The 11,898-nt window shown below is 52.9% G+C and carries 8 protein-coding genes and 1 pseudogene; 7 read left to right on the top strand and 2 right to left on the bottom strand.

Features of this window, described 5'->3' with window-relative positions; translation table 11 throughout:
- The 5 genes from PEH01S_RS32790 to fba form a co-directional block, all read left to right on the top strand.
- A partial coding sequence (locus tag PEH01S_RS32790) for a Gfo/Idh/MocA family oxidoreductase (protein ID WP_246063136.1) occupies positions 1-562 on the top strand: 562 nt, incomplete at its 5' end.
- A 37-nt stretch (positions 563-599) separates the two neighbouring features.
- On the top strand, positions 600-1,592 hold the full coding sequence (locus PEH01S_RS32795; RefSeq protein ID WP_127490293.1) for a sugar ABC transporter substrate-binding protein: 993 nt from the start codon (positions 600-602) through the stop codon (positions 1,590-1,592).
- Between the two features lie 31 nt (positions 1,593-1,623).
- Positions 1,624-2,652, top strand: a complete 1,029-nt coding sequence (gene iolG / locus PEH01S_RS32800) for an inositol 2-dehydrogenase (protein ID WP_127490294.1) — start codon at positions 1,624-1,626, stop codon at positions 2,650-2,652.
- Between the two features lie 37 nt (positions 2,653-2,689).
- Entirely contained in the window at positions 2,690-3,709 is a 1,020-nt protein-coding gene (locus PEH01S_RS32805; protein WP_025852902.1) for a LacI family DNA-binding transcriptional regulator, read from the top strand.
- A gap of 20 nt (positions 3,710-3,729) precedes the next feature.
- Positions 3,730-4,593, top strand: coding sequence for a class II fructose-1,6-bisphosphate aldolase (gene fba, locus PEH01S_RS32810; RefSeq protein ID WP_127490295.1), 864 nt, complete (start codon positions 3,730-3,732; stop codon positions 4,591-4,593).
- Between the two features lie 165 nt (positions 4,594-4,758).
- Here fba and PEH01S_RS32815 read toward each other — a convergent pair whose 3' ends face one another.
- Complete coding sequence (locus PEH01S_RS32815; protein WP_127490296.1) at positions 4,759-5,667, bottom strand: LysR family transcriptional regulator; 909 nt, start codon at positions 5,665-5,667, stop codon at positions 4,759-4,761.
- A gap of 141 nt (positions 5,668-5,808) precedes the next feature.
- Between PEH01S_RS32815 and PEH01S_RS32820 the strand changes: the two genes are divergently transcribed.
- Positions 5,809-6,816, top strand: coding sequence for an alpha/beta fold hydrolase (locus PEH01S_RS32820; RefSeq protein WP_127490297.1), 1,008 nt, complete (start codon positions 5,809-5,811; stop codon positions 6,814-6,816).
- Positions 6,817-6,956: 140 nt separating this feature from the next.
- Here PEH01S_RS32820 and PEH01S_RS32825 read toward each other — a convergent pair whose 3' ends face one another.
- Entirely contained in the window at positions 6,957-11,294 is a 4,338-nt protein-coding gene (locus PEH01S_RS32825) for a discoidin domain-containing protein (protein ID WP_246063137.1), read from the bottom strand.
- A 202-nt stretch (positions 11,295-11,496) separates the two neighbouring features.
- On the opposite strand from PEH01S_RS32825, the pseudogene PEH01S_RS32830 reads away from it, so the two are divergent.
- Positions 11,497-11,796 (top strand): annotated as a pseudogene (locus PEH01S_RS32830) (AAA family ATPase); the annotation flags it as partial.
- Between the last annotated feature and the right edge of the window lie 102 nt (positions 11,797-11,898).

Consider the following 11,898-nt stretch of genomic DNA (forward strand, 5'->3'; position numbering starts at 1 on the left):
GCCGATTTATTACAAGGGCGTCTCCCGCGACCCCGGCTCGCCGCCGGCCGAGTTCATCAAAAACAGCGGCGGCATCTTTCTCGACTTAGGCATCCACGACTACGACTTGGCGAGATTTTTGCTGGAAGCCGAAGTGACCTCCGTCGCAGCGCACGGCAGCGTGCTGGTGCATCGCTTTATGGAGGAGTTCGGCGACGTGGATCAAGGGATCGCTTACGCCACGTTCGACTCCGGAGCGGCCGCCGATATCGAATGCAGCCGGAACGCATACTACGGCTACGATATTCGCGGTGAAGTCATCGGCACCGAGGGAACGCTCTTGATCGGTTCGCTCCGGCACCGCGACATTTCCGTACTTACCTTTAAAGGCAGCTCCCAGGATATCGTTCCGGATTTTCCGACCCGGTTCGAAAGCGCTTATGTGCTTGAAATGCAGCATTTTGTCGATTGCCTGCTGAACGGCCAGCAGCCGTCCGTCACGGCAGAGGACGGGAAGAAGGCGCTGGAGATCGCCGTAGCGGCCAAGAAAGCCTTTGAAACCGGAAGCCGGGTACAGTTGTAACGCCAAAGCTTGATATACAAATGGGGAGGTCTTTTCAATGAAAAAAAGCGCAATGGTGTCCATGGTATTGGCTCTGTCTCTTGCAGTGGTGGCGGGGTGCGGCAGTCAGGGCGGAAGCGGCTCGGCTCCGGCGGCGTCCAACGATAAAGGCGGAAGCTCCGGCAAAAAGCCGAAGGTGCAAGTCGTGCTGAAAACGCTCAGCAGCCCTTACTGGAAATACGTCGAAGCGGGCGCGAAAAAAGCGTTCCAGGATTTGAACGTGGACGGAACCGTCATCGGGCCGGCTTCGGAATCGCAAATTCTTGAGCAGGTGAACATGCTGGAGGACGCGCTGAACAAGAAGCCGGACGCGCTGGTCGTCGCGCCGACACAGCCTTCTACGGCGATTCCCGTGCTGAAAAAGTATAAAGAGAAGAACATCCCGGTTCTGCTCGTGGATACGGATACGGCCGATTGGGCGGACAAAACGACCTTTATCGGCACGGATAACGCGACTGCGGGGAAAAAGGGCGGAGAATACTTGGCTTCGCAGCTGAAATCCGGGGATAAAGTAGCGCTCATTGCCGGCGCGCTTGGCAACCCGGCGACCGACGAGCGGATCAAGGGCGCGAAGGAAGCGCTGGAGGCGAAAGGGATGAAAATCGCCGCCAACCAGCCGGCCGACAGCGATAAAGCGAAGGCGATGTCCGTTATGGAAAATATTTTGCAAAACCATCCGGATCTGAAGGGCGTCTTTGCCGCCAACGACGACATGGCGATCGGCGCCTTGCGTGCGGCGGAAGCGAAAGGCCTGAAGATTCCGATTCTCGGCACGGACGGCACGGTGGAATCCATCGAATCGATTCTGGCCGACAAATTGGGCGGCACCGTTGCGCAGAACCCGTATGAAATGGGCTACAAGGGCGTAGAAAATGCCGTCAAAGCGATCAAAGGCGAGAACGTGGAGAAGCGGATCGACAGCGGCGTGGAAGTCATCAACAAAGAAAACGCGCAGAAGAAGCTTGATTTCTTGAAAAGCTTGACGAAGTAAGAAGCACTTCATTACAGAGAGGAACATGGATATGGAGAGAATAAAAATAGGCATTATCGGCGCCGGCCGGATCGGCAAGCTTCATGCGGAAAACCTGAAGCGGCTCCCGCAGGTGGAAATCAAGACGATTTCCGACATCTTCGCGGACAACATCCGCGATTGGGCGGCACAGACCGGTATTGGCAACGTCACGGCCAACTATCAGGACATTATGCAGGACCCGGAAATCGCAGCTGTCTTCATCTGCTCGCCGACGGACACGCATATCGCCATCATCGAGGAAGCGGCCAAGGCCGGCAAGCATATTTTCTGCGAGAAGCCGATCAGCTTCGCCTTGGATAAGACGGTGCAAGCGCTGGAGCTGGTCGAGAAATCGGGCGTTAAATTCCAAACCGGATTTAACCGCAGGTTCGACCATAATATGAGCCGGATTCAGGAGCTGGTCCGGGAAGGGAAAATCGGCGACACGCATATTCTGAAAATCACCTCCCGCGACCCGGCGCCGCCGCATAAGGAGTATATCCCTGCCTCCGGGGGCATGTTCATCGACATGACCATTCACGATTTCGACATCGCCCGGTTTATGGTCGGCAGCGATGTGGAAGAGGTGTTCGTGCAGGGCGCGGTTCTGGTCGATCCGGTGTTCGCCGAGTGCGGCGATATCGATACCGCCATCATTTCGCTCAAGTTCAAGAACGGCGCTCTGGGCGTCATCGATAACAGCCGTCAGGCGCACTTCTACGATCAGCGGGTCGAGGTGTTCGGCTCGAAGGGCTGTCTGACGATCCAGAACGATTATCCGAGCAGCGCGGAGCTTTACACCGCGGACGGCGTCTACCGGGATAAACCGCTCTACTTCTTCCTGGAACGGTACAACGAAGCTTATGTGAAGGAAGTCAAGGCGTTTATCGACGCTATCGTTCACGATACGCCGGTGCCGGTCAGCGCGAACGACGGCTACCAAGCCGAATTGATCGCGCATGCCGCAAGATTGTCCCTGCAGGAAAAGCGTCCGGTCAAGGTGGAAGAAGTATTAACGCGAGGGCATATTAGTGTATAATTATTGATATGTCATTTCGTTGAAAGAAGAGGAAGCTATGAAGGCTACAATTTATGACGTTGCCAAGCAGGCAGGCGTATCCATTGCCACGGTTTCTAAAGTGATCAATCAAACGGGACGCATCAGCGAGGAGACGCGGGCCAAGGTCAATCGGATCATGCAGGAGCTGAATTACCAGCCAAGCGTTGTGGCCTCGGCGCTGACGGGAAAGCAAACCTATACGCTCGGCTTGCTGCTGCCCGATTTGGCCAACCCGTTCTTTGCGGAAATCGCGAGAAGTGTGGAGGATCGTGCGCATGAGCTGGGCTTCAGCGTCATGATTTGCAGCACGGACAACAATCTTTTGAGAGAAGAACGCAATATTTCGTTGCTGAAGCAAAAAAGCGTGGACGGCATTATCATTGCCACCGGCGTACGCAACGATACGATATTGAAGGACTTGAAAAAACAAAACTTTCCGGTCGCGCTCATTGCCCGCGATATGCCTTCCTTGGCAATCGATACCGTGCTGGTGGACGATTTCATCGGCGGGCATATGGCGGCCTCGCACCTCATAGAGCAAGGCCATCGGCAAATTGCCGTCATCGCCGAGGACACGCTGGTGATGAGCAGTAAGGAACGGATACGGGGATACCGGTTCGCGCTGGAGGAAGCGGGCATTGCCTATAATCCGGAGCTGGTGCGGATCAGCGATTTTAAAGTAACGGACGCGAAGCAGGTCGCAGGGGAAATGCTGGACTCCCCTGAGCCGCCAACGGCCATCTTTGCTTGCAACGATCTGCTGGCCACCGGCGTGATTCAAGCCGTACGTGAAAGAGGCTTGTCCGTCCCCGGCGATTTATCCGTCGTCGGATTCGACAACACGCTCCTGGCTACGATCATCGATCCTCCGTTAACGACGGTTGCGCAGCCCATTCAGGAAATGGGGCAGAGGGTGGTCGATCTGATCATTCGCATCATCAACGATAAAAATTCCACCAAGCAGCGCGTCGTGATGCTGCCCGAGTTGGTTATCCGTTCCTCCGTGTCCCGGCCTGGCGAATACCGGAATAAGTGAGAACAAAGGAGCCGCAAGAAATGACGATTGTTTCCATGAAACACATGCTGGAGCAGGCGCTAGATGGACGGTATGCGGTCGGACAGTTCAATCTGAACAACCTGGAGTTCACGCAGGCCATTCTCCAGGCGGCGCAAGAGGAGCGATCGCCGGTCATTCTTGGCGTAAGCGAAGCATACATCCCTTATATGGGCGGACTTTCGTTCATCGCGGGGATGGTCAAAGCGCTCGTCGCGGAATACGGCATTACGGTGCCGGTCGCGCTGCACTTGGACCACGGCTCCTCCTATGAGGTGTGCATTCGGGCGATACACGCCGGATTTACTTCCGTCATGATCGATGCGTCGCATCATTCGCTGGAGCACAACATTGAGGTGACCCGCAGCGTGACGCAAGCCGCGCATACCCTCGGCGTCAGCGTGGAAGCCGAGCTTGGCCGGATTACGGGGCGGGAGGACGATCTCGTGGTCGACGAGGCGGAAGCCATGTATGCCGTGCCCGAAGAATGCTTGCGGCTGGTCCGGGAGACCGGCATCGATTGCCTGGCGCCGGCGCTTGGTTCCGTGCACGGTCCGTATCGCGGGCAGCCCCAGCTGGGGTTTGACCGCATGGAGGAAATTCAGAAGCTGACCGGGCTGCCTCTGGTCCTGCACGGAGGAAGCGGCCTTCCCGAGGAAGAGATTCGCAGGGCGATCTCGCTCGGAACGGCCAAGATCAATGTGAATACGGACAATCAAATGGCCTTTACGGCCACGATCCGAAGCTTCCTGAACGAGCATCCCGAAGCTTACGATCCGCGAAATTATTTGGTGCCTGCCCGCGAAGCGATTAAAGAAGCGGTCAAAGCCAAAATCCGTCTGTTCGGCAGCGGGAATCGGGCTTAATTGCATACGGAAAAGCGCCTCCGGCGCGGAATGAGTACGAACTGCTCATTCCGCAGGCCGGAGGCGCTTTTTTGTTGAGGCGCGTTAAATCCATCTGAGGCTGTCAATCAATTTTTTAGCTTTACATCGTCCAGGTGAACAGATGTTTTCCTATCGCTAAATAGGCTAAGCGGTTTTATTCTCCTCCTCTAAAGCGAGAACCTCCCTTGCCGCTTCTATGAAAGATAACATGATTGGTGAAAGCCACTTGTCTTTATGCCATACCATCTGTGTATACACGTGCAAGTCCGGAATTTGCCATGGAAGAGCAACAAGTTCGCCCCGTTCAACTTCGGCCTCCGCTACTATTTCAGGAAGAAAGGCAATACCGATTCCCGAAATTGCACATTGTTTAATGGCTTCGGCACTTTGAAACTCTAAATACGTAATACTATCAATGCCCCCTTTCTCAAATGCCCGGTCAAACATGGTTCGATAGGGACAACCCTTTTCATTAGTCAGAAACACTTCTCCGTGAAAATCTTCCAGCTGTATTACAGTTAGTTTTGCGAGAGGATGATCTGGAGCGGCGAACAAGCGGAAAGTTTCTTCCAGCAACGGTTCCACTGCAAGTCCCGTTGAACGAATGGGTTCGTCCAGCATAAAGACGACATCCGCGGTTCCCTCAAAGAGCGTTTGCTTGAGTTGCTGATTTGGAACGGAGCGGAAGATGAGACGGACTCCGGGATGCTGCGAACGAAATAGTTGAAAGACAGCTGGAAGCCGATAGGCGCAAATAACCTCATTGGCACTTATCGTTAGGGTACCGCTTAGAATTTCATTGTCATGAACGACGCTGCGGGCTTCGTCCAGTTTGGTTAGAACGCCTTGGACATGAGTTAAAAAGCGTTTACCCGCAGTTGTGAGAACGAGCTGCTTGCCCAAGCGGTCAAAGAGACGAACACCAAGCTCTTCCTCCAATGCTTTTATTTGCATCGTGACGTTGGAGGGTACGTAGTTTAGCACTTCCGCAGCTCGACTGAAATTTAAAGTTGATGCAACCGTGCGGAACGTATTCAGTTGACGCAATTCCATCCTACTGCTCCTTTTACTTTCAAAATTATTGAATACTATTTTGAATTTGATTCACTTTTATTGAGAGTACCACGGGTCTATACTTAGTACAAGAAATACATTCTCAATGTGTGGTTTCATTTTGAAGGGAGCGGCAATACGATGGATTATGAGATTTTTGATTTGGGTGACGTAACCTTGCAATCAGGAGTGACGTTACCGGGCGCTTTTCTTGCTTATAAGACCTATGGAAGATTGAACGAAAAGAAAGATAATGTCATCGTCTATCCAACTGCTTTTGGCGACCAGCATGTTCAGAATGAGTGGTTGATTGGAAACGGCATGGCACTAGATCCGCAGAAATATTTCATAATTGTTCCAAATCTGCTGGGCAACGGATTATCTTCGTCTCCCAGTAACACGCCTCCCCCATTCGATCGGGCTAATTTTCCGCAGGTAACCATCTATGACAATGTTAAATTACAGCATCGGCTGGTGACCGAAAAATTCGGCATTCAAAAGATCGCTCTCGTAGTTGGATGGTCAATGGGAGGCATTCAATCATTCCAATGGGGGGCAAGTTATCCCGACATGGTGGAACGAATTGCACCTTTCGCCGGGGTTGCCAAGACTTGGCCCCATACGTTTGTGGTCCTGGAGGGGATGAAAGCTCCGCTCATGGCTGCGGTCGGCTTCGATGCAAGTAAACTAAACCAGTTGACTTCTGCAGACATGCGCGCCGTTGGCCGTGTCTATGCGGGATGGGGCTTATCGCAGGCGTTTTACAGAGAGGAACTTTATCGTGAGCTGGGATTTGACTCATTGGCAGATTTTGTGGCTGGCGTCTGGGAAGATAGCTTTATGAAGATGGATCCGCACAATGTCCTGGCCATGTTATGGACAGGCCAATATGCAGATATTAGTGCAGACCCCGCCTATAACGGAGATTTCGATGAGGCACTCAAAAGTATTAAAGCGCTTGCCTGCGTCATGCCTGGGAGCACGGATCTCTTCTGCACGGCGGACGATAACGAATACGAGGCTAAGCTTATACCTAATGCTGTTGTTAATCCTATCGAGTCGATCTGGGGCCATTTTGCCGGTCGCGGCATCAACCGTGCCGATAATAAATTTATTGATGACAACCTAAAACGCTTGTTGGCGCTTTGAGCAATTCTGCCCGTTAGTTGGGAAAACGGCATCCGTGTAGTATCCGGCATGCCGTCTTCTTGTTGTAAAGTTTATACAATTTCTTCAGAAAACTCCGCTGCTTTAGATTCTAATTCATCAACGTTTTTGGGCACCCTTCCTTACGCGTCCGCGTCCTCGCCGTCCTGAGAATCGTCGCCGACTTCGAGCTGATCGTCGGTGCTGTCAGTCTGCTCCAGATCGTATACGTTCGCGGTCCAAGCTTGGATTAACGCATTGGCATCGGCGAGCAATGCCGCTTTTGCGGCTTCGGAAATGTAGTCTTTCCCGGTCGCTTTGCCCATTTTCTTCTTAAAATCGTTCATCGCTTTGGCCGCCTGTTTCAGCTTCCCTTTCGCTTCATGCTTCCCGGCGCTTTTCAGGCTCGCGGAAAGCTTATTCTTGAGCGGTCCGTTTAACTCGCCGGCCGCCTGATAAGCTTCCAGCAGCCGCTGCATGGAGGCGATATCGGTCTTCACGACAAGCGAAATGACCGCCTGCGATACGTTGCCCGCCTGATCCGTCGCGGTGATTTGGACCGCGTGGGCTGCCAATTGGCCGGCTAAACGCAGCGGCGTGCCTGTTGTATACGGCTTCCCGTCGACCGTGATCGTTTTCCCGGCAACGCCCGACACGGGATCGGAGGCTTGCACCTCCAGCACAAGCGTGTCGCTGTCCATAAATTCGGTCCCGTCCGCCAAGGGGACGCCGTTCGCCGTTGCAGCCAACGCCGGAGACGTTGTATCGACTTTCAGGAGGACAGACTTCTCCTCTTCCACATTGCCGGCTTTGTCTGCAGAGCGGTACCGCAGCCCGTGCGTTCCGTCCGTGCCGAACTGGACCGGTTCTGAATACGGGTTCCAGATTTTCCCACCATCCACGCTGTATTCCGTTCTGGCGATACCGGATTGTTCGTCCTGCGCGGACAAAGCAACGGTCACCGGATGGACGTACCATCCATGCTGCCCGTCCGGCCGGGTAGGCGAAACGTTAGCCGTTGTCACCGGAGGCGTTTTATCGTTCTCCCATTCGATCGATTCCTTCAACCGGGCAATCAGCTCCTGAAGCGGGCTTATTGAGCTTTCATAGTCGTACGGGAAGTGGTTGAGCATCTCCTGCAATTGGCTTCTGAGCCCGCTGTCTCCTTTGCCCAAGGCCAGCAAGCCTTCCGCTTCTTTCACCAATTCCAAATAGCTGTTCAGCACCCCCGGTCCGTACACTTCAAACTCCAGAATCGAATAGCCGTATATCGTAGCTCTTTCGATCCCTTGAAGCTTGACATATCTGGCCTTGACGGCGGTGTCAAACTTGATCGTCTCGACTCCGCCTTTGCCGTCGATCACTGCATCGCCTGCTTTTACATTTTGCCACTGCCTGCCGTCGCCGGACACGAGTATTTTGTACTTCTTGGCGAAAGCTCCTTCCCATTTGATCACGACGCTGTCGATTTCTTGTTGATCGCCGAGATCTACGCTGAACCAGTTATCGTCCGTAAAAGCGCTCGACCATCTTGTGCCCGTATTCCCATCGACAGCCTGATCCGGCGACAAATGAGGCGCCTCGCTGGTCGATGCTTCCGCATGCTTGTTTAACGCCAGGTTTACCCCGTCAAAGCTGACCGCCTTATTGTACACGATCAGATTGTCGATGACGCCTTTAAAGGAGTTGGTGGAACTTCCGATCTTCTCAAGCGGCAGCACCAAGGTGTCAATATTGGGCGACGCGCCGTTCGTGACCCATAATTTTTCCACGTACTCGTTGCCATTGACATACAGCGATACGCCTTTGTTGTCTCCGGTCAGCAGCAGGTGCGTCCATTGTCCCGCCGGAACCTTGTATTGAAATGTGCTATGATAATGTTCCTTGGAAAAGCCCAACAGCCCGGTCGTTCCTTCCTTGAGCTTCACTTGACCGACGGGCGATTCCAGCAGCACCGCATCGTCCGGGTTGTCGGCATCCGGCTTGACCCACATGGAAACGGTCCATCTGAACCCTAACGCCTGCAGCGGCGTCTTGATGTAGCTTTCTCCTCCGGCGAGCCGTACGCCTTTTCCGTATTTTCCGTCCGTTACCGCCGCATTCTTGCCGGTTCCATCGTAGCCGTTGCCGGAAGTGTCGGCGTAGCCGTCTTCAAACAAATACTTGATGACGTTGCCGTCTTCATTCGGGACTTGCAGCTTATGGGAGATGTTGGCGTTCGGCGCTTCTCCGATCCGTTCCGCTGCGGCTGCATAAGCGTTGTAGTCGGCGTCTTCCCGGCCTCCCGTCCACATTTTTTCGGACAGCACCTGCACGCCGGGGAACATTCGGTCATGGGAATCGTCCATCGATAGTCCGACGGCATCCGAAATGTCGTTCCACAGCGCCAGCATGGCGCCTTTCAGCTTCGGATGGCCGTAGGGAAGAGTCGTATCGGTAAATACGTTCGGTTCCCACATCTTATACATATATTTAGGGTCGATCCGGTCTTTATACAATCTTGGCACGAGATACATGTAGCTGTTTTCGGTGTTGAGGATATCGTAGCCAAGATCGATCGCTTGCCGGGCATCTCCGTAAGGCACGTGCCAAACATCCATCGTGGCCTCGTTGCTTACCGGGGTCACCCCGTTGTATTCCCTCATACCGCCCCAAATATGGGGATGCTTGCCTTTGCCGTTAATATGCTTAATAAGCGTATCCATGTACCCGCGAAAAACCTCGGTGTTGCCCCAATATTCGTCCGTGCCGATATGGACGTCGGGACCGATAAAGGTCGGGTTGTCGCCATCGATATATTCGTTGAACAAACTTTTGACGAAATCGACCGTTTTTGGCTTCGTAATATCAAGATGCGATCCGGTTCCCAGAGAAGGATCGAAGCTGGTAAACGCTCTGGAATGGCCCGGCGTATCGATCTCGGGGATGACATTCACGCCGTAATCCATGCCAAGCCGCTGAAGATCGCGAAACTCCTTTTTGGTGTAAAAGCCGTTTTTGCTCGCAAGCCCGGGGTACGTCGTGCTCTCAAGGCGATATGCCGCAGTCGTGCCGTCTTGGAACGGCGTCCCTACATCGTCGTTCAAATGAATCTGAAATTGATTCATCTTGTACCAGGACAACAGCTTGACGTAGTCTCTCAGGAACTCAATCGTATAAAACTTTCTGGCGACGTCGATCATGAGCCCGCGCGTTTCATATTTCGGATAATCCCTTGCCATCCCTTTGGGAATATGGGCATGAGCTTCATCCTGCTTCAAAATCTGCAGCGCCGATCTCGTGCCGAAAAAGACGCCCGTCGCCTCGGCGGATGTAATGGCGACATGCTCGTTGACGTCGAAGAGGTAGCCTTCTTTTCCGAGCCAGGCTAAGGAGTCGTCGATGGACAAATAAAGGTCGCCTGCTTGCGGAGCGCCGTAAATAACGTTCGCTTGGACGCCGGTAATATCCCGCAGATCTTCCTGCGTTTGCTCCGCTGCCTTTTGCAAAGCCGTTTTATGCGCCGGATTGACCACGATCCGCGAGGTGGGCTTCAGGGTGAAATTTCCGGTCCGGCCATGCCATTCGCGCAGCGACGGGATGACCTTCGGCTCCTTGTTCAACTCGTCCGTTTGCGTATATTGCCCCGGAACGGCAACAAGGACATTTCCGGTGATGGCCTTCTGACCGGTGCTCGGATGTTCGACTTGAAACAGGAGATTCACTTTCGTGTCCACGAGAGGCGTGTAGATTTTCCCCGTTTGATCGATCACGGGCAATCTGTCGCTGCCATATACGGAAACCTTGTAGCCTTCGGGTACGCTAGGCAGAACGATCTCCGTCTGTCCCTTGGCAATAGGCGGGATTTGGGTAATGCCCTTCACGATTTTGGGCAATTCGCCGGCGTTGTACACCTCGAATTCGTAGAAGGAATATCCGTAAAAGGTGCCTTCCACCGGTGCCCGCTGCACCCCTTGAAATTTCACGTACCTTGCTTTTATATCGTCAAAATCGGTCGTTTCCGTCCCGCCTCTGCATGCAATTTCGCCGTCATTGCCGAGCACGTTCGTCCAATGCTGCGCATCGTTTGAAACCAGCAGCTTGTATTTGCTGGCGGGGGTTTGCCATTTGATGACCACCCGGTTTAGGTTGAACTCTTCGCCGAGGTCCACATAGAACCACTGATCGTCTTGCAGGGCGGACGACCATCGCGTGCTGCCGTTGCCGTCAACGGCATTGCCCGGCCCCAGCCAGTCCACTTCGTTCCCCGAAGCATAAACTGCCTTATGGACCGCTAAGTTAACGCCGATCGGTGTATTGACAACATTTGCGGGCATAGCCCTGCCATCGTAAACGGTTTCATAAACGGACCGAGTAACGGGAAGCGTCGAAGAAACGTCGCCTCTCCGCTCCGATGCAGCGGCTGATTGCGGCAGGCCTGCGGGGAAAAGCGAGCCGAGAAGCACCAGTGACAACAAACTAGAAAGCGTTTTCCTTTTCATGTTCTCCTCCTTGTGCGTTTTTGAAAGGCACTTCATCTCTTATATTAAGAGGCCGGTTTTTCGATTCAAAGAGACAACTTATTACTTTCGATATACATTTGATTACTTTTTAACGTCCTCTAAAGGTAACGGCCATTTTGATTTGAGAATGGTTTATAGGATATTATTAACTACAAACCAATGGAGCATGAGAGGGTGCGAGATGTTTCTCAAAAGTTTGACGATCTTGAAGGAAAAAGTCCCCAACCATCGGGAGTATCCGTTCTCTTTGCCATTCGTAAAAAATAATCATGTGATTAACTTCTCCGCAAACATCACGTTTTTTGTCGGAGAAAATGGTTCGGGGAAATCAACCTTGCTTGAAGCCATAGCGTACCAGTGTGGTTTTAATACAGCAGGGGGAGGAAGGAACAATAATTATTATACTGAGGCATCCGAAGCGGCGCTGGGGAACTATGTGAGGTTATCTTGGCTGCCGAAAATAACAAACGGTTTTTTTATCAATCGTGCCGTAAAACCCCTTGCTTTAACTATGGGAATATGAAACTTTGCTCTGCATCCCCTTGAAGGGGGTGCCAAGAGCGAACAAAATAGCGTTTTTTTT

The sequence above is a fragment of the Paenibacillus ehimensis NBRC 15659 genome, from assembly GCF_004000785.1.
In the GTDB taxonomy this organism is placed as follows: domain Bacteria; phylum Bacillota; class Bacilli; order Paenibacillales; family NBRC-103111; genus Paenibacillus_G; species Paenibacillus_G ehimensis.

Coding starts and splice junctions, on each gene's coding strand:
- PEH01S_RS32795 (WP_127490293.1), top strand. CDS start 600: ATGAAAAAAAGCGCAATGGTGTCCATGGTATTGGCTCTGTCTCTTGCA.
- iolG (WP_127490294.1), top strand. CDS start 1,624: ATGGAGAGAATAAAAATAGGCATTATCGGCGCCGGCCGGATCGGCAAG.
- PEH01S_RS32805 (WP_025852902.1), top strand. CDS start 2,690: ATGAAGGCTACAATTTATGACGTTGCCAAGCAGGCAGGCGTATCCATT.
- fba (WP_127490295.1), top strand. CDS start 3,730: ATGACGATTGTTTCCATGAAACACATGCTGGAGCAGGCGCTAGATGGA.
- PEH01S_RS32815 (WP_127490296.1), bottom strand. CDS start 5,667: ATGGAATTGCGTCAACTGAATACGTTCCGCACGGTTGCATCAACTTTA.
- PEH01S_RS32820 (WP_127490297.1), top strand. CDS start 5,809: ATGGATTATGAGATTTTTGATTTGGGTGACGTAACCTTGCAATCAGGA.
- PEH01S_RS32825 (WP_246063137.1), bottom strand. CDS start 11,294: ATGAAAAGGAAAACGCTTTCTAGTTTGTTGTCACTGGTGCTTCTCGGC.